This window comes from Variovorax gossypii (assembly GCF_003965815.1).
Taxonomy (GTDB): domain Bacteria; phylum Pseudomonadota; class Gammaproteobacteria; order Burkholderiales; family Burkholderiaceae_C; genus Variovorax; species Variovorax gossypii.
The window spans coordinates 801287-819494 of sequence record NZ_RXOE01000002.1; the positions used below are offsets into that span (position 1 = coordinate 801287).

The 18208-nt window shown below is 68.0% G+C and carries 17 protein-coding genes; 14 read left to right on the forward strand and 3 right to left on the reverse strand.

Translation table 11 applies throughout. The features are described from left to right. Positions 1–138: 138 nt before the first annotated feature. Genes EJP69_RS11350 through EJP69_RS11365 form a run of 4 tightly spaced genes read left to right on the forward strand, consistent with a single transcriptional unit; the run spans position 139 to position 4847 of the window. Positions 139–1119: an ABC transporter ATP-binding protein gene (locus tag EJP69_RS11350; RefSeq protein ID WP_126470133.1), complete on the forward strand. Its 981-nt coding sequence runs from the start codon at positions 139–141 to the stop codon at positions 1117–1119. Continuing rightward, positions 1116–2432, forward strand: coding sequence for an amino acid deaminase (locus EJP69_RS11355; RefSeq protein ID WP_240652115.1), 1317 nt, complete (start codon positions 1116–1118; stop codon positions 2430–2432). The genes EJP69_RS11350 and EJP69_RS11355 overlap by 4 nt, the downstream gene beginning before the upstream one ends. Positions 2433–2457: 25 nt before the next feature. Beyond that, the gene (locus tag EJP69_RS11360) at positions 2458–3369 is read left to right on the forward strand and encodes a MurR/RpiR family transcriptional regulator (protein WP_093196268.1); all 912 of its coding nucleotides are present in this window, start codon (positions 2458–2460) and stop codon (positions 3367–3369) included. Then, complete coding sequence (locus EJP69_RS11365) at positions 3366–4847, forward strand: N-acyl-D-amino-acid deacylase family protein (protein WP_126470135.1); 1482 nt, start codon at positions 3366–3368, stop codon at positions 4845–4847. The genes EJP69_RS11360 and EJP69_RS11365 overlap by 4 nt, the downstream gene beginning before the upstream one ends. A 6-nt stretch (positions 4848–4853) precedes the next feature. On the opposite strand, the gene EJP69_RS11370 is transcribed toward EJP69_RS11365, so the two are convergent. Beyond that, positions 4854–6104 (reverse strand): lactonase family protein, encoded by a 1251-nt coding sequence (locus EJP69_RS11370; protein ID WP_126470137.1) that lies wholly within the window; start codon positions 6102–6104, stop codon positions 4854–4856. A gap of 26 nt (positions 6105–6130) precedes the next feature. Then, complete coding sequence (locus tag EJP69_RS11375; RefSeq protein WP_126470139.1) at positions 6131–7663, reverse strand: FAD-binding oxidoreductase; 1533 nt, start codon at positions 7661–7663, stop codon at positions 6131–6133. Between the two features lie 309 nt (positions 7664–7972). Between EJP69_RS11375 and EJP69_RS11380 the strand changes: the two genes are divergently transcribed. The 4 genes from EJP69_RS11380 (at position 7973) to EJP69_RS11395 (ending at position 10293) form a co-directional block, all read left to right on the forward strand. Continuing rightward, positions 7973–8158, forward strand: a complete 186-nt coding sequence (locus tag EJP69_RS11380) for a hypothetical protein (RefSeq protein ID WP_093196264.1) — start codon at positions 7973–7975, stop codon at positions 8156–8158. An 89-nt stretch (positions 8159–8247) separates the two neighbouring features. Then, positions 8248–8670, forward strand: coding sequence for a styrene oxide isomerase (locus EJP69_RS11385; RefSeq protein ID WP_126470141.1), 423 nt, complete (start codon positions 8248–8250; stop codon positions 8668–8670). 7 nt (positions 8671–8677) lie between these two features. Then, on the forward strand, positions 8678–9244 hold the full coding sequence (locus EJP69_RS11390) for a shikimate kinase (RefSeq protein WP_126470143.1): 567 nt from the start codon (positions 8678–8680) through the stop codon (positions 9242–9244). Then, positions 9241–10293 carry a serine hydrolase domain-containing protein gene (locus EJP69_RS11395; protein WP_126470145.1) on the forward strand — a complete coding sequence of 351 codons (1053 nt, stop codon included), beginning with the start codon at positions 9241–9243 and terminating at the stop codon, positions 10291–10293. The genes EJP69_RS11390 and EJP69_RS11395 overlap by 4 nt, the downstream gene beginning before the upstream one ends. Here the strand turns inward: EJP69_RS11395 and EJP69_RS11400 are convergent. After that, entirely contained in the window at positions 10290–11198 is a 909-nt protein-coding gene (locus tag EJP69_RS11400; RefSeq protein WP_126471077.1) for a LysR family transcriptional regulator, read from the reverse strand. The genes EJP69_RS11395 and EJP69_RS11400 overlap by 4 nt on opposite strands. Positions 11199–11326: 128 nt before the next feature. On the opposite strand from EJP69_RS11400, the gene EJP69_RS11405 reads away from it, so the two are divergent. From EJP69_RS11405 to EJP69_RS11430, 6 genes are all read left to right on the forward strand, one after another. After that, positions 11327–12223, forward strand: coding sequence for a transporter substrate-binding domain-containing protein (locus EJP69_RS11405; RefSeq protein ID WP_126470147.1), 897 nt, complete (start codon positions 11327–11329; stop codon positions 12221–12223). Positions 12224–12226: 3 nt separating this feature from the next. Then, positions 12227–13531 (forward strand): aminotransferase class V-fold PLP-dependent enzyme, encoded by a 1305-nt coding sequence (locus EJP69_RS11410; protein ID WP_126470149.1) that lies wholly within the window; start codon positions 12227–12229, stop codon positions 13529–13531. Positions 13532–13605: 74 nt separating this feature from the next. Beyond that, a complete protein-coding gene (locus EJP69_RS11415) occupies positions 13606–14730 on the forward strand; it encodes a hypothetical protein (protein ID WP_126470151.1) in 1125 nt (374 codons plus the stop codon). 17 nt (positions 14731–14747) lie between these two features. Continuing rightward, positions 14748–15998 carry a toxic anion resistance protein gene (locus EJP69_RS11420; RefSeq protein WP_126470153.1) on the forward strand — a complete coding sequence of 417 codons (1251 nt, stop codon included), beginning with the start codon at positions 14748–14750 and terminating at the stop codon, positions 15996–15998. Then, complete coding sequence (locus EJP69_RS11425) at positions 15995–17578, forward strand: vWA domain-containing protein (RefSeq protein ID WP_240652116.1); 1584 nt, start codon at positions 15995–15997, stop codon at positions 17576–17578. The genes EJP69_RS11420 and EJP69_RS11425 overlap by 4 nt, the downstream gene beginning before the upstream one ends. After that, a complete protein-coding gene (locus tag EJP69_RS11430) occupies positions 17578–18207 on the forward strand; it encodes a hypothetical protein (protein WP_126470155.1) in 630 nt (209 codons plus the stop codon). Before EJP69_RS11425 ends, EJP69_RS11430 begins: the two co-directional genes overlap by 1 nt. The last annotated feature ends 1 nt before the right edge of the window (position 18208 follow it).

The following is an 18208-nucleotide window of genomic DNA, read 5'->3' on the forward strand; positions in this document are numbered from 1 at the left end:
GTCTTACTCCCTCCCCCTTTGGGGGAGGGCCGGGGTGGGGGCAATCGGCCGTTCCATCGCCGCGACAGTCTCCATCGCCCGGAGCCCCCACCCCAACCCTCCCCCAGAGGGGGAGGGAGCCAATACAAGAAACCCACGATGACCACCGCAGCTCCTCTCATCGAAGTCCGAGGACTCAAGAAGTACTTCGGCAGCAGCGACCGCCCGGTGCGCGCCGTGGACGACGTGTCGTTCGCCATCCAGCCTGGCGAGACGCTGGGCCTGGTCGGCGAATCAGGCTCGGGCAAGAGCACCATTGGCCGCACCGTGCTGCGCCTGCTGGAGCGCAGCGGCGGCCAGGTGCTGTACCGCGGCGACGACATTGGTGAACTGTCGGGCGAGCGCATGCGCAAGCTGCGCAGCAAGCTGCAGATCATTTTTCAAGACCCGTACGCCAGCCTGAACCCGAAGATGCGCATCAGCGCGATCCTCGGCGAGGCGCTGTCCACGCACGGCCTGCACAAGGGCGCGGCGGCGCGAGACAGGCGCATTGCCGAGCTGCTCGAAACCGTGGGCCTGCGCGCCGAGCATGCGAACCGCTTTCCGCACGAGTTCTCGGGCGGGCAGCGCCAGCGCATCGGCGTGGCGCGCGCGCTCGCGGTGGAGCCCGAGTTCATCGTGGCGGACGAGCCGCTGTCGGCGCTCGACGTGTCGATCCAGTCGCAGGTCATCAACCTGCTGGCCGACCTGCGCGAGCGGCTGGGCCTGACGATGCTCTTCATCTCGCATGACCTCGACGTGGTCGAGTACCTGTGCGACCGCGTGGTGGTGCTGTACCTCGGCAAGGTGATGGAAGTCGCCACCACCGAGGAGCTGTTCGCGCGCCCCTCGCACCCCTACACCCGGGCGCTGCTGGCTGCCAGCCCGAAGCCCGATCCGGAGATGGCGACCGAGCGCATCGCGCTGAAGGGCGACATCCCGAGCCCCATCTCGCCGCCCTCGGGCTGTGTGTTCCGCACGCGCTGCCCGCATGCCATCGACGCCTGTGCGCAGACCGTTCCGCCGCTGGAAGAGATTTCGGCGGGACACTACAGCGCCTGCATTCGAACCCAAGAACTCCTATCCAACATCGCTGCATGACCGCCAACACCGCCATGACCGCCGCCGACAACGACTTCAACGACCCGCTGCTGGGCAGCAACTTCAAGGGCTATCCGCGCACCGCCGCGCCGCGCCGCCGCAGCGAGATCGGCGCCGCCGGCTGGAACGTGCTGGCCGGCGACCTGCCGCTGCCGCTGGCCGTGCTCAAGCGCGAGGCGCTCGAACACAACCTGTCGTGGATGCAGTCGCGAGTGCGCGAGTGGGGCATCGACCTCGCGCCGCACGGCAAGACCACCATGTCGCCGCAGCTCTTCCAGCGCCAGCTCGACGCCGGTGCCTGGGGCCTGACCTTCGCCACCGTCACGCAACTGGCCGTGGGCGTGGCGGCCGGCGCGCGCCGCACGCTCATCGCCAACCAGGTGGTGAGCGACGAGGACCTGGCCGGCATCCAGATGCTGCTGAGCGAGCATGCCGACCTGCGCATCGTGTTCCTGGTCGATTCGCTGGCGCAGCTCGGGCTGATCGAGGACTGGTCGAAGCGCCATCCCGCGAGCGTGCCCTTCGAGGTGATGGTCGAGATCGGCGTGGACGGCGCGCGCACCGGCTGCCGCACGCACGAGGAGGCCGTCGCGCTGGCCACGCGGCTGCGCGCGAGCGATGCGGTCAAGCTCGTGGGCATCGAGTGCTACGAAGGGCAGGGCGCCACCGGCCAGAGCGAGCCCGACTCCGCCTACGCCAGGACGCTGATGGACCGTGTCGAAGCCGTGGCTCGCCACTGCGACGAGAACAAGCTCTTCGAAACCGACGAGGTGCTGGTCTCGGCCGGCGGCTCGGCCATCTTCGACCTCGTGGCAGGCAGACTCAAGCCCGCGCTGGGCGCGCCGGTGCGCGGCCTGCTGCGCTCGGGCTGCTACGTGACGCACGACCATGGCTTCTACAAGCGCATGGTGAGTGCGGTGGACGAGCGCCTGGGCTGCGGCTGCGGCGAAAGCCTGGTGCCGGCGATGGAAGTCTGGGCCACGGTGCAGTCGCGCCCCGAGCCGGGCCTGGCGATCCTGGCCGTGGGCAAGCGCGACATCTCCTTCGACCTCTCGCTGCCCGTGCCCATCGCACGCGCGGCGCGCGGCGAACTGCAGCCGCAGGGCGTGCCGGCAGGCTGGAAGATCACAGCGCTGAACGACCAGCATGCCTACCTGCGTTGGGACGCGAGCGAGGAAGCCGTGGCGCCCAAGGTCGGCGACCGCGTGGGCCTCGGCATCTCGCACCCCTGCACCACCTTCGACAAGTGGCACTGGATGCCGGTTGTCGAGCAGGACTACCGCGTGAGCGACGCGGTGGCCATGCATTTCTGACCGAGCGACTTCCGAGCGCACACCGATGACTCCCTCACTGCTCCAGAGGATCGCGGACATCCGCAGCGACGCCCCGGCGACGCGGCGCGCGATTCTCGACCTGATCCTCGAAGACCCCGACCGCGTGCTCGAAGAGAGCTTCGAGCAGCTCGCCGAGCGCTCGCGCAGCTCGGTTCCGACCATCATGCGCACCTGCCGCGACCTCGGCTTTGCCGGACTGCGCGAGTTCAAGCTCGCGCTCGCGCAGGAACTCGCGCTGGGCGGCTCGCCGCTGCACCGCCGCGTGAACATCGAGGACGCGGCCGACGAAGTGGTCGGCAAGATCGCGCGCAGCGCGGCGGCCTCCGTTTCCGGCGTGCGCGGCCAGCTCGACATGCAGGTGCTCGACGGCGCCGTGGCCGCCATCGCGGCGGCGCCGCACGTCGACCTGTACGGCGCGGGCGCCACCTCGTGGTTCATGGCCAACGACCTGCAGGCGCGGCTGTTCCGCCTCGGCCTGTCGGCCAACGCCTGGGCCGACTACCACCTGCAGCAGGTGGCCGGCGCGGCGCAGCGCCCCGGCGGCGTGGTCATCGCCATCTCGCACGTGGGCGGCATGCCCTCGCTGCTCGACGCGGTGGACATCGCGCGTGGGCAGGGCGCCAAGGTGGTCGCGCTCACGCGGCCCGGCACGGCGCTCGCGGCCAAGGCCGACTTTCTTCTGGGCCTCTCGGTGCCCGACGACGCGGTGATGCACGTGGGCATCGACGCCTATCTCACGCACCTCACCGTCATCGAGATCCTCACCGTGCTGGTGGCCCAGCGCCGCGGCGAGCCCGCGGTGCAGCGCCTGCAGCGCGCGCGCGAGGCCTTCCAGCGCCACGGCATCGATGCCACCACGCATCCGCTGCAGAGCTGGGACGGCGGCGGCGTGAACGACGGAGGGAGCGCATCGTGAGCGAAAGCAACAAGAAGGCCGTCCTGCTGGAAGCGGGCCTGGTGGTCGACGGCTCGGGCGGCCCCTCGTGGCCCGGCGACGTGCTGCTGCAGGGCGACCGCATCGTCGCGCTCGGCGAAGGCCTGCGCGAGCGGCTGCCCGACGGCCTGGCGCTGGCCGATGTCGAAGTCGTCGACTGCCGCGCGAAGGTGATCGCCCCCGGCTTCATCGACGCGCACACGCACGACGACGCCATCGTGCTGCGCGATCCGCTGTGCCTGCCCAAGGTGTCGCAGGGCATCACGACCGTGATGACGGGCAACTGCGGCATCTCGCTCGCGCCGTACCGCACGCCGCAGTCGCTGCCGCCGCTCACGCTGCTGGGCGCCGATTCGTTCAAGCACGCGACCATGGCCGAGTACCGCGCGGCCGTCGATGCGATACAGCCCGCGCTCAACGTGGCCGCGCTGGTCGGCCACACCACGCTGCGCTTCGCCGCCATGGAGGCGCTGGACCGCCCGGCCAGCGCCGACGAGCTGGCACGCATGGAGGCACTGCTCGACGGCTGCATGGCCGACGGGGCGCACGGAATGTCCTCGGGCCTGTTCTACGAGGAGGCCTTCGCGGCGCCCGCGGAGGAAGTGACCGCGCTGGCGCGCGTGGTGAGCCGCCACGGCGGCGTCTACGCCACGCACCTGCGCAGCGAGATGCAGCAGATCATCGAGGCGCTGCACGAGGCCGGCGACTGCGCCTTCGAGGCCGGCGTGCCGCTGGTCATCTCGCATCACAAGTGCGCCGGACCCGCCAACTGGGGCCGCACGAAGGAAACGCTGCCGCTGATCGAGTCGCTTGCGCAGCGCCAGAAGATCGCGATGGATGTGTATCCCTACGTGGCCGGCTCGACCGTGCTGCGCGAGGACCTGGTGGACGGAGTGATCGACGTGCTGCTGACCTGGTCCGATCCGCATCCGGAGATGACGGGCAGGCTCATCTCCGACATCGCGCACGAATGGGGCGTGAGCGAGCAGGATGCCTGCCTGCGGCTGAAGCCCGGCGGCGCCTGCTACTTCCAGATGCAGGAGGAAGACGTGGAGCGCGTCATCTCGCATCCGCTCACCATGATCGGCAGCGACGGCCTGCCGCACGACCGCCATCCGCATCCGCGCCTGTGGGGCGCCTTTCCGCGGGTGTTCGCGCGCTACTGGCGCCAGCGACGGCTCTTCACGCTGGAGCAGGCGGTGCACAAGATGACCGGCATGACCGCGCGCAACCTGCGCATCGCCGACCGCGGCCTGCTGCGCGCCGGCACCATGGCCGACGTGGTGGTGTTCGACCCCGAGACCATCGCCGACACCGCCACCTACGACAAGCCGCACGGCGTGAGCCTGGGCGTGGAGCGCGTGTTCGTGAACGGCGTGCTGGCCTATCGCGGCGGCGAGGCCGAGGCCCGGGTGCTCGCGCGCGCGGGGCGGATGCTCACGCGCGGGAGCGCCATCTAGGCCCGGTCAGGCGAAGACGAGGCAGACCGGCGTAGGCACCTGCGCCACCTGCACCGGCTGGTCGAGCCTGCCGGTGGCGGGTTCGATGCGCAGGCGCAGGATGGTGTCGCCCTTCTGGCTCAGCGCGTAGAGGTGGCCGCCGTCGGGCGCCACCGCCAGCGCGCGCGGGAAGCGCAGGCCGTCGCTCCAGTGCTGCACCGGCGTCAGGTTGCCGCTGGCAGGGTCGATGCGGAAGGCGGCGATGCTGTCGGCCAGCGGGTGGTCCGACTTCAGCCTGCGGTTGCTCGCGTAGAGGAACTGGCCCGAGGGATGCATCACGAGCGCCGCGGCGCTCTTCTGGCCCGTGTAGCCGTCCGGCAGCGTCGAGACCCGCTGCCGCTGTTCCCCGACCGCGCCGTTCGCTGCGTCGTAGGCGTAGCTGGTGACGGAGGCATCGAGTTCGCCCACCACGTAGAGATAACGTTGCGACGGATGCAGCGCCAGATGGCGCGGGCCGCTGCCGGCTTGCACGGCCGCGCGGCCGATGGGCGCCAGCTTGCCGTCGGCCAGCGTGAAGACGTTGACGCGATCGCTGCCGAGATCGGTTGCGAGCACGCGCCGGCCCGAGGCATCGAACTGCACCATGTGCGGGTGCGGCGATTCCTGCCGCTCGGCGTCGGGGCCGGAGCCGGTTTCCTTCTCGATGCCTGAGACCTTGCCCAGCGCGCCGTCGTTGCCGATGGGCAGCACGTTGTAGGCGCCGCCGCCGTACAGCGCCACCACCAGTGCGCGCCCGTCGGGCGACACCGCCAGATGCGCCGGGATCACACCCGAGAGCGACAGCGACTGCCGGTTGACCAGCGTGAGCCGGCCACTGCGCTCGTCGATGGCATAGGCCTCGGCCGTGCCGGTTGGCAGGCCCTCGTAGGTGTCGATCTCGTTGATCGCGTAGAGGAAGCGCCGGTTCGGATGCACGGCGAGGAAGGACGGGTTCGCGCTCGCGACCGTCTGCACCGGCGTCCAGTTGTCGCCCTGCATGGCGAGCACGTAGATGCCTTTCGAGGCAGGCCCGCCGGCCGTGCCACCGGGCGCATCGAAGGTGTAGGTGCCGACGTAGGCGAAGCGTGGCGCGGGCGACGGCGGCGCGGTTGCTGCGCTCGCGGTGGCCGGGGCCTGTTGCGCATGGACCGGCAGCAGCGGCGCGAGGGCGCCGGCGGCGGATGCGCCGCCGAGCCACTGCATGACGGTGCGGCGTTTCTGACCGGAGTGATCTGTCATGGGGTTCCTCTCTGGTTGGGATCGCGTCACGGGCGCACCGACATCGCGTGGTGGAAGATGTTGTTCGGGTCGTAGCGGCGCTTCACCTTGCGCAGGAAGTCGTAGAGCCCCTGGTCGCCGTAGTAGAGCTGCGGCCAGAAGGGGTAGGCCAGCATGTCGTTGTCGGGGTAGTTGATGTAGCAGCCTTCGTAGCGCTCGCCCGGGTAGGGCGTGCCGGCGCGGCGCTCGGGCACGTCGGGCGTGCCGTACACGTCGCGGTAGAAGTCGCCGATCCAGCGCAGGTGGCCGGCGTCGTCCTTCGCGCTGCGCCAGTAGGTCTGGTACTGCAGCTTCATGATCGAGGCGCGCTGCGGCACGGCGGTGTCGGCGATGCGCTCGGGTCTGTTGACGGCGCCGCCGTACGAATCGACCTGCACCAGCGACTGGCTCAGGTCGACGCCGGCGATGGTGCGCGTGAGATGGGTGTAGATGCGCTGCGCCTCGCGGGCGCTGAAGTTCTGCTTCATGTAGGCCGACTTGTACTTGCCGCGCTGGTTGTCGCCCGAGCCGTTGAGGTACTGGGTGGCGGTGAGCCAGTCGTAGCGCGTCACGGTGTGCGGCTTGGAGCACAGCAACTGGCCCGCGTCGCGCTGCGGAGCCGGGCCCACGCCGGGCGCGCGGCCCTTGGCGGGCACCGGCGCGCAGGCGCGGAAGCGGTCGAGAAAATCGTTGAGCACCGTCAGGTCGTTGCAGGTGCCGTCGGGGTTGCAGAACTGCGTGAGCATCACGATCTGGCCGGCCGAGCGGTGCGTGAGCTTCAGCAGCGAGAACATGCCCCAGGTGTCGGGCGACTTGCCGCGCGTCGCCCAGTAGTCTCCGTAGGTGGTGAGCAGGGCGGTGAAGCGCTCGGGCGTCATGCTGGCCCAGTCGAAGGCCACCACCGCCAGCGCGACCTCTCGCGGGGCCGTCGGCAGCTTGTCGAACACGTAGCTGGTGATCGCGCCGAAGTTGCCGCCGCCCGCGCCGCGGCAGGCGCGGAACAGGTCGGGGTCGCGGTTCGCGTCGACGGTGCGCGGCACCACCTTGCCGCGGTTGTCCACCGTGAGGATGTCGACCGCCGAGAGCCAGTCGACCGTGAGCCCCTGCAGCCGCGACAGCAGCCCGTAGCCCCCGCCGCAGATGTGGCCGCCGGCGCCCACCGAATAGCAGGAGCCGCCGGGCAGCGTGACGTTGCTGCGCTTATACAGGTCGAGGTACTCGTTCCAGTTCTGGGTGCCGGGGCCGACGCGGAAGCGGCCGTCGCTCCTCGAGGCCGCGTCGGCCTGGTTGAGCAGGCTCAGGTCGAGGATGGCGCCGTCGGGGTTGTTGGAGACGAAGTCTTCATAGCAATGCCCGCCGCTGCGCAGCGTGGGGCGCAGGCCCGCGTCGACGATGCGCTGCAGCGCGGCAGCGGCATCGCCGGCGCTTTCCGCCAGCTCGATGCGCGAGGCCGCATCCGACTCCGTGGCGGGCCATCGCAGGTTGAAACCCTTTTTCAGGGTGTTGTAGCGGGCGTCCTGGCGCGTCACGGTGATGGTCATGGGCACTTTCCGATGGGTGTCTTGCGACGAATGGGTTCGCCGGCCAACGAAAAACTGAAATGTTTTTTCTTATATGATCCATTTTTCAGATGAAAACAGCATTTCCTCGGCCTTGCGGTGCGAATTCTTGGCTTGATTGAAAAATACTTTCATCGGATGAACCCTTAGATCACTGGCCGACGCAGCCGGACCCCGGGCCGCAGTATTTGGGTGGCTATAACCCCAAGACCTCTAAAGTTCTAACGCTCCCGGCAAAAATGAGTCAAACTGGCGCAATTACCGGCCGTCGAAATTCCTGATGGAGCAAAGATGGACAAGGACGCTGAAGGCCTTGGCGCCGATTTCGAGCTGTGGCAACAGCTCACTGACGACTACGAAGCAGCCTTGGGCGCGCTTGCCCGGGGCGAGCCGGGCGCGCGCGAACGGGTAGTGCGGCTGTCGCTGGCACTGCAGCAAATGCACCCGGATCTTTCCCCCGTCGGCGACGGCGGCTGAAGCCGCTTTCCCGCGCGGCCAGGCGGGCCGGAGCAATTCCGGCTCGGTAGGATGCAGCTCCCACCGCTGCTCCTCACCCTTCTGAATCCATGCACGCCGCCGCGCGCCACCTCGTCTTCCACGGTGCCATCGTCCTCCTGTTCGGATTGCTGCTGGGCGCGCCCTATGCGAAGGCGATCAAGCGGGAGGCCGCCGCGCACATCGTCAACTCGTGGCGCGTCGCGCACCTGAGCCTGCCCATTGGCGCGACCCTGATGTTCGCGACGGCAGCCGTGCTGTCTTCGCTTTCGGCTCCGGCGTGGCTGCTGTGGCTCATCGCCATCGCGCTGATCGTGTCGGCTTACGGCTTCTGCGTGTCGACGCCGCTGGCGGCCATCTCGGGGCAGCGCGGCCTGTCGTCCGACGGCGTGGTGGGGCTGGGAAGGCTCGTCTACCTCGGAAACATGGTCGGTGCGCTGGCGTCCATCGTCGCGGCGGTGGCGCTACTGGGAGCGGCATTCGTCTCGCTCTGAGCGATTCATGCCAGAAGAAATCCCCGTCGTTCAACTCGTTGGTCCCGGTGGGGCCGGCAAGACAACCGTCGGGCTCGAGCTTGCGCAACGACTCGACTGGGCGTTCGTGGACCTCGACCGGGAGTTCATGTCGCGTGAGGGCGATATCGCCGGCTGCATCGCGGCGCACGGCTATGCCGGCTACGCGAGGCGCAACCTAGCCCTGCATATCGACACGAGCAGTGTTTTCACGGTGCCGACCGTCTACGCGCTGTCGTCCGGTTTTATGACGTACCCGACCGACCTGGATGTGCGCTATGCGCAGATTCGCAGCGAAGTGGAGCGCAACGCGCTGACCGTGCTGCTGCTCCCGTCTTTCGAGCTGGAGCCTTGCGTCGAAGCCATTGTCCAGCGACAGTTGTCCAGGCCTTACCTGCCGGGCAACAGGGCCAGCGAAGAAGCGCGCATACGCCAGCGCTTTCCGGTGTTCATGGCCCTGCGGTGCGTGCGATTCCTCAACGATGGCACCCCGGAAGAGGTGGCATCGCAAATAGCCGATTTCGTGCGCGAACGCATGGAGGAGACGACCCGATGAATTTTCGAAGAAGCCTTGTCTTCGCGGGCAGCGCCACGCTGTTGGGCGCCGCTTACGCCGACTGGAAGCCCGGCAGTGCGGAAGCCCCGCGCATGTCGGGCGAAGAGCTTGAGAAGCTGCTGACCCATGCAAGCACCGCCGTGCCCGCGCTGCGCGCCATCGTCGTCGTGCGCAACGGCGTGCTGCTCGGCGAGAGCTACTACGCCGGTGCATCCGCAAACGACCTGTTGGCGATCAACTCGTCGACCAAGAGCGCCTGCTCGATGCTTGTGGGCCAGGCGCTGCAGCAGGGGAAAATCCAGAGCGTCTTGCAGACTGTGGCAGAGCTACTGCCCGAGGCTGCGAGCAAGGCTCCTGACTCGCCAGCCGCCAAGGTCACGTTGAGCCAGATTCTCACCGGCACCACGGGCCTGGCCTACGACTGGCGCACGCAGATGGGGCCACTGTTCTCGGCACCCGACCCCACCGCCTATGTTCTGAGCCTCAAGGGCGACGGCACCGAGTCCGGCACCTGGTCATACAACGACGCGGCCGTGTCGCTGCTCACGCCGATCCTCGAGCGTGCCCACGGCATGCCGGTTGCCGAAGTCGCGAAGCGCGACCTGTTCGCACCGCTCGGCATCGAGCGCTTCATGTGGCGCCATGACAAGTCCGGCCACGCGACGGCCTACATGGGCCTGAGCCTTCGCACACGCGATCTTGCAAAGCTGGCGTGGACCATGGCCGACGGCGGCCGCTGGGAGGGAGTGCAGGTGGTGCCAGCCGACTGGGTCGCCGACAGCACGCGCCGTCATGGCCCGGCGCAATGGCGCAATCCTCCGATCAGCGACACGGGCTACGGCTACCTCTGGTTCACGGGCATGCTCGACGGCCGCGAGGTTGCCTGGGGATGGGGCTATGGCGGACAGTTCGCGCTGCTCGTGCCGTCGCTGCGCCTCGTGGTGGCAACAGCCGTCACCTCGCCCGCGCCGCAGGGCGTGTCCGCGCAGACTGCCACCGTCGCGCGCCTGGTGCAACAGGTTGTCGCGCTGGCCGCAGCTTCCGCCTAGGCCTGGAACATCGATGCGAAGTCGCAGCACTCCTGCGCCAGCATCACGATCGACGAGGTGAGCGCGCTGCGGTGCTCGCCCTTGTGCATCGCCACGTAGCGCACCACGGGCAGTGCCGGCGTCACGTCGATCACCGCGAGCATGCCGGCCGCCACCAGCGGCTGCAGGCATTCGCGCGGCAGGTAGCTCACGCCCAGGCCCGACACGGTGAGGCCGGTCAGCGCCACGAGGTTGCTCACCACGATCACGTTGGCGGGCTGCACGCCCTGTTCCTTCATCCACGCGTCGTAGGCACGGCCGGTGCCCGAGTTGTTGCCCTGCACCAGCATGCGGTGGCGCGCCAGCTCGTGCAGCCGCATCGTGGCGCCTGCGCTGCTGTTGGCCGGCACCACGCCGGGCTTGCACATCCACGCGCTCCTCACCTGGCCGATGACCTTGTTCGGCAGGCGCGAGTCGGCGAAGGTCTCGGGCACGATGACGAGGTCGAGCTCGTCGGCCAGCAGCTTGTCGCGCAGCTGAAGGCTGTCGTCCACGTCGGGCTCGAGGATCACCTTGGGATAGTGCTGCTGGATCAGCCCGACCAGCCGCGGCAGCCAGGTCATCGCCGTCAGCTCGGTCACGCCGAGGCGGATGCGCCGCTCCACTACGCCCGGCTTGCCGAACTGCTCGATGGCTGCGTCGCGCTGCTCCAGCAGCTTGCGGGCGAGCACGAACATCTCTTCGCCCTTCTCGGTGAGGCGGGCGGTGCGCTGGCTGCGGTCGAAGAGTTCGGTCTCGAACAGCTGCTCGAGCTCGTGCACCCGCTTGGAGATGGCCGACTGCGAGGTGTGGAGCTGGTTGGCCGCCTGCGCGAAGCCGCCGAGACGGGCGATCCAGTACAGGGCTTCGAGCTGCTTGAAGGTCATCACGGGAAGCTGTCTCCAAAAGAACGCTTTTTCTCATGTGATTCGATCACAAAAAATCGCTTTTGGAAATTGATGGCGAGGCCGAAGATTCGCCGGAACCACCTCACCGACCCTTCAAGGAACCCGCCATGGACTTCAAGAAACTGCCCCTCGCGCTCGGACTTGCCATCGCCTTCGCCTGCGGCGCCGCCAGCGCCCAGGACGGCGGCACGCTGCAGAAGATCAAGGACAGCGGCACGATCCAGATCGGCGCGCGCGACAGCCAGATCCCGTTCTCGTACAAGCTCAGCGCCGACAGCGCGCCCATCGGCTTCACCAACGACATCTGCCTGAAGATCGTCGACGCCGTGAAGGCCAAGCTGGGCCTCGCGAAGATCGACGTGCGCTACACGATGCTCAACTCGACCAACCGCATCCCGCTGCTGCAGAACGGCACCGTCGACCTCGACTGCGCGACCACCACCAACACCACGCAGCGCCAGCAGCAGGTCGACTTCGCGCCCAGCCACTTCGTGACCAACATCACCGCCGCCGTGAAGAAGGCCTCGGGCATCAACACCCTCGCCGACCTCAACGGCAAGAACGTGGCCACCGTCTCGGGCAGCACCTCGATCCAGCTGCTGCGCGGCGCGCGCAAGAGCGGCACCATCGAAGTCAACGAGATCGCGGGCAAGGACACCTCCGATGGCTTCCTGCTGCTGTCCACCGGACGCGCCGACGCCTACGTGCTCGACGACGTGCAGCTCGCCGGCATGATCGCCAGCTCGACCAACCCCGGCGACTACAAGATCCTCAAGGAGTCGCTGCGCCAGGAGCCCTACGGGATCATGCTGCGCAAGGACGACCCGCAGTTCAAGGCGCTGGTGGACGAGACTGTCAACGGCCTGATGAAGTCGGGCGCCATCGAGCAGCTCTACACCAAGTGGTTCCTCTCGCCGATCCCGCCGAAGAACGCGAACCTCAATTTCCCGATGACGGACGCGGTGCGCGAGATCTACAAGAACCCGAACAACAAGGGCGTTTGAACGATGGATTCCAAGCTGTCTTCCAACCATCCCCGCGGGCTGGCTTTCTCGGACGCGCTGATGCGCGAGGTGAAGGCGCGCTTCCTGCAGGTCGACCATGACCACCATGGCCGCGAACGCCTTTACTTCGACAACGCCGGCGGCTCGTTCCGCCTGAAGGCCGCGGCCGAGCGCTTCGCGCAGGTCGACGCCATTCCCGACAATGCCGAGCGCATCCACGCCACGGCCGTCGAGCTGCAGCAGATCCAGGCGAAGGGCTGCGCCGACCTGCGCACCATCCTCAACGCCACGGGCGGCAGCGTGTACGCATCGCTCACAGCCTCGGGCGCCATGTTCGACATGGTGCGCGCCATCGCCGAGAACGTGCCGGGCACGAACATGGTCACGACCGTGCTCGAGCATCCCTCGGCCTTCGACGCGATGAGCCTCTATGCCCAGCGCCTGGGCCGCGAGCTGCGCGTGGCCAAGAGCAACCCCGTCACCGGCGGCGTGGACGTGGACGAGATCGTGCGGCTGGTCGACAAGGACACCTGCCTGCTCAACGTGATCCACGCGTCGAACATCTCGGGCGCCAAGCTCGACATGGAAGCCATCGTGCGCCGCGCGCGCGAGATCAAGCCCGACCTCTACATCCTGGTGGACGCCGTGCAGCATGCGCCGCACGGCCTCATCGACCTGCAGAAGGCGCCGGTGGACGGCATCAACATCGCGCCCTACAAGTTCTTCGGCTGCCGGGGCTCGGGGCTGTCATGGGTGTCGGAGCGCGCGGCCGTGCTGCCGCACCACAAGCTCGCGGGCAAGAAGCCCGACTACTGGGACCTGGGCAGCTCTGCGCCGTGGCAGTTCGCGGTGCTCACGGAAATCGTCGACTACGTGTGCTGGCTCGGTGGGCATTTCATCGACGCCACCCATGCCACCGATCGCCGCGCGCTGTTCGTCGCGGGCATCACGCACATCGAGCTGCACGAGCGTGCGCTGCTCTCGGTGCTGCTCGACGGCAACGAGAACGCAACGGGCATGCGCAAGCTCGAGGGCGTCAACGTCTTCCTCGACTACGAGGACCTGAGCAAGCGCGACCTGATCCTGGGCATCGGCTTCGACCGCATCGACTGCACGCAGGCCGTCGTCGAGTACGCGAAGCGCGGCGTGACGGTCTACGAGCGCGTGGCGAGCAGCATCTACTCGAAGCGCATGCTCGAATCCTTCGGACTCGAGGGCACGGTGCGCGTGTCGCCGCTGCACTGCAATTCGGTCGGCGACATCGAGAAGTTCCTGCGCATCACCCGCGAGATCGCTGCCGACATCTGACTGTCATAAACCGTCATATTCAGTAGTTAGTATGTTTCTCGACCCCCGCGCACAGGGGGCGAGGAGCATGAGATTTGGAAATCCGCAAGCTGATCGCACCAGCGCTGGCCGTCGTCCTGCTGGCCGCGGTCGGGGCCGGCGTCTGGTATTCGAACACCCGCCTGCACGATGAATCGGCCACCGCAACGGCGGCCCGTATCGAACAGGAAAAGCAGGTCACCCTGCGTGGCCTGATCGGCTCCGAAAAAGAAACCTTCTTCGCCGACCCGCGCGTGCAAAAGGCACTGGCCGCGCAGGGCATCACCGTCACCGTCGAGAAGGCCGGCTCGCGCGCCATCGCCAGCCGCTACGACGCCAGCAAGTTCGACTTCGGCTTTCCCTCGGGCGCTCCGGCAGCGGCGCAGCTCAAGACGCTGGCCAAGGCGCCGAACGTCTTCAATCCGTTCTACACGCCCATCGTGCTGGCCAGCTGGCGGCCGATCGCCGAGATCCTCGTGTCCAACGGCATCGCGCAGAAGCAGGGCGACTTCTACTACGTGGTCGACCTGCCCGGCCTCATGGCCATGATCGAGAAGGGCACGCGCTGGAAGGAGCTCAAGGCCAGCAGCGCCTTCTCCACCAGCAAGTCGATGCTCATCAACTCGACCGACGTGCGCACCTCCAACTCGGCGGCGATGTACCTCGCGCTCGCGAGCTACCTCGCCAACAGCCAGCAGATCGTGCAGAGCCAGGAAGACGTGGACCGCGTCATGCCGGTGGTCGCACCGCTCTTCCTGCGCCAGGGCTTCCAGGAGCAGTCGTCGGCCGGCCCCTTCGAGGACTACCTCGCGCTCGGCATGGGCAAGGCGCCGCTGCTGGTGGCCTACGAGTCGCAGATGGTCGAGTTCTGGCTGAAGAACCCCGACCGCCTCAAGAGCGACATGGTGCTGCTCTACCCCAAGCCGACCGTCTATTCGAAGCACGTGCTGGTGCCTTACACGCCCGGCGGCGCGCGCCTCGGTGCGGCGCTGGAGAACGACCCGACCCTGCGCGAGCTCGCGCACGAATACGGCTACCGCACCGGCGGCGACACCAAGGGCCCCGAGACCTGGGCCGCGCGCGGCGTGAAGGTGCCCGAGGTGCTGGTCGACGTGATCGATCCGCCGAGCTTCGAGTGGCTCGAACGAATGACCACGGGCATCGAAGCCCGCTTCAAGTGAACGAACACAGGAACACCATGAACGCACCCGTCACCACCACCACGACAGTCACCGCATCCGCTCCCATCGACCTCCAGCCCCCGCAGGCCTTCACGCTGGAGCCGCCCGCGCCCGTGGCGCCGGTGCCGGTCGAGTCGGCCAGCGGCAAGGTGCGCCTGAAGCCCGAAGACGTGGCCGAGCTCGACGCGCAGGTGGCGCGCTTCATCGAGGACATCACCGCGCACGACAGCCAGCACCCGCAGTTCAAGGAAGCGGTGGAGCGCATCCATTCGATGGGCAGCAAGGACATCGAGGCTTCGGCGTCGGTCTCCAACCGCATGCTCGACCGCCCCGTGGGCTCGCTGCGCAACGGCCTGTTCGACAAGGGCGCGCAGATCGGCCAGTCGCTCATCGACCTGCGCCACCAGGTGGAAGACCTCGATCCCTCGAAGCAGGGCGACCTGTTCTCCGCGCGCAAGCTGCTGGGCCTCATCCCGCTGGGCAACAAGCTGATCGCCTACTTCGAGCGCTACCAGTCGTCGCAGACGCACCTCAACGCCATCATCGAGTCGCTCAAGCGCGGCAAGGACGAGCTGCTGCGCGACAACACCGCGATCGAGCAGGAGAAGGTCAATCTCTGGACGCTGATGGAGCGGCTCGAGAAGTACGTGCACATCGGCAAGGCCCTCGACGGGCAGCTCGACGCCAAGGCCCGCGCGCTGGAAGCCACCGACCCCGAGAAGGCCCGCGTGATCCGCGAGGAGATGCTGTTCTATTCGCGCCAGAAGGTCACCGACCTGCTGACGCAGCTCGCGGTGAACATCCAGGGCTACCTCGCGCTGGACATGATCCGCAAGAACAACCTGGAGTTGATGAAGGGCGTGGACCGCGCCACCACCACCACCGTGGCCGCGCTGCGCACCGCCGTCATCGTGGCGCAGGCGCTGTCCAACCAGAAGCTGGTGCTCGACCAGATCAGCGCGCTCAACGCGACCACCGGCAACCTCATCGCCAGCACCAGCGAGATGCTGCGCGACCAGAGCAGCGCCATCCACCAGCAGGCGGCCTCCAGCACCATCGAGATCGCCAAGCTGCAGCAGGCCTTCGCCAACATCTACCAGACCATGGACACGATCGCCGACTTCAAGAGCCGGGCGCTCGATTCCATGCAGACCACGGTGGACACGCTGAGCAGCGAAGTCGAGAAGAGCCGCACCTACCTCGACCGCGTGCGCCGGCAGGAAACCACCGAGGCGCTGCAGTCGCCGCGCGGCGAGGTCGCACTGTGAGCCTGTTGTCGCGGCTGATGCTGCTGGCGGCCCTGGCACTGGGCCTCGTGGCATGCGGCAAGGAGGAGCCGGCACAGGTCACGAACGCCGCACCGGCTCCGGCAGCCAGTGCCGTCTTCACCATCCTTGCCGGCTCGGAACTCAAGGACCTCGAAGCCCCCATCGTCGCGGCCGCGCAGTCGGCCGGCGTGGACGTGAAGCTCTCCTACGCCGGCACGCTCGACATCGTCGAACGCATCAACGCCGGTGAGCGCTTCGACGCGATCCTGCCGCCCAACGGCGCGTACCCTGCGCTTGCGCTGCAGATCAAGCCGCTGGCGCGCGACAAGCTCTTCTATTCGCGCATCGCGCTCGGCGTGAAGAGCGCCAAGGCCGCGCAGCTCGGGTGGAACAAGAAGGCGCCCGGCTGGGCCGAGATCGCCAAGGCAGCCGGCGCCGGACAACTGCGCTACGGCATGACCAACGCCACCAGCTCCAACACCGGCATGAGCGCGTTGTTCGCCGTGGCCTCGGCACTGGCCGGCAAGACCGAAGACCTGACGGCTCAGGACGTCGACGAAAAGACGCTCAAGGCCTTCCTCTCGGGCCAGAAGCTCACGGCCGGCAGCTCGGGCTGGCTGGCCGACGCCTATGCGAAAGACCCGTCCGCCATCGACGCGATGGTCAACTACGAAGCGGTGATCCTGCGCGCCAACGAGAAGCTGCCCGCGGCCGACAGGCTCACGCTGATCTACCCGCGCGACGGCATGATCTCGGCCGACTACCCGCTGATGCTGCTCAACGCCGACAAGCGCGATGCGTACACGAAGCTCGTCGGCACCCTGAAGGCTGCACCGTTCCAGCGCGATGCGCTCTCGGCCGCCTTCCTGCGCCCCGCCAACCCCGAGGTCGCGGCCGTCGCCGCGCTGCCCACCGCCGCCGTGGCCGAGCTGGGCTTTCCCAACCGGCTGGAGGTGATCGATGCGGTGCTCGGCACCTACCAGTCGCAATGGCGCAAGCCCGCCACCTCGATCTTCGTGCTCGACCTCAGCGGCTCGATGGCCGGCAAGCGCCTGGCGTCGATGCGCGAGGCGCTCAAGCTGCTCTCGGGCGCCGACGAGTCCGCCACCGCGAGCGCACGCTACAGCGCCTTCCAGAGCCGCGAGCGCGTGGTGCTCATCACCTTCGCCACCGACGTGCAGGAGCCGGTGTGGGTGCGCTTCGACGCCGACCACATCGCCGCCGCGCGCGAGGAGCTGCGCCGGCTGGCCGATGGAATGTCGGCCAACGGCGGCACCGCCATCTACTCCGCGCTGGCCGCGGCCGAGGACCTGGCTCGCAAGGAGCAGCAGCGCGAGCCCGACCGCTTCGTGAGCATCGTCCTGCTGACCGACGGCGAGAACAACTCGGGCCTGAAGCTGCGCGAGTTCCGCGACCGCTATGCCTCGGGCGGCGTGCCCGCGCGCATCTTCCCCATCCTCTTCGGCGAGGCCAACGTGGGCGAGATGCAGGAGATCGCGCAGCTCTCGGGCGGGCGCGAGTTCGACGGCCGCAAGCTGCAGCTCGGGCAGGTGTTCAAGGAAATCCGGGGCTACCAGTGATGCCCCGGCGTTCGCTGAAGCTGCGCGCGCTGCTGTTCCTCTACGGCAACGGCAACATCCTGGGCTGCGCGCTGGCACTCCTCGGGCCGGCGCTGCTTTTCGCTGGTGTCATCGACAAGGGCTGGCTGCTCATCACCGCCGGCCTGTACGTGGCCGGCTGCCTGCTGGGCCGCAAGGCGCCCGAGCTGGAGCGTCGCATCGAGGACAGCCTCAGCGTCGAGCAGACGCTGGAGCGCCTCGATCACGTGGTCGCGCAAGCCCAGCCGCACCTCACCGAGGACATGCGCAAGAGCCTCGACAACGTGCGCGGCTCGGTGGGCGAGGTGCTGCCGCGCCTGGTGGGCGCGGGCTCGCATGGCGACGACTTGTTCACCGTGCGCGAGACCGTGCTGCGCTACCTGCCCGAGACGCTCGCCAACTACGTCGCGCTGCCGCCGGCCTTTCGCATCACGCATGCAGTGAAGGACGGCAAGACCGCGCGCCAGCTGCTGGGCGAGCAGCTCGGCCTGCTCGACGCCAAGCTGCGCGAGATCGTCGCCAACGTGGCTTCGAGCGATGCCGCTGCGCTGGTGGCGAACGGGCAGTTCCTCGAGAAGAAGTTCCGCCAGCCGGACTTTCTCGCGAGCTGAA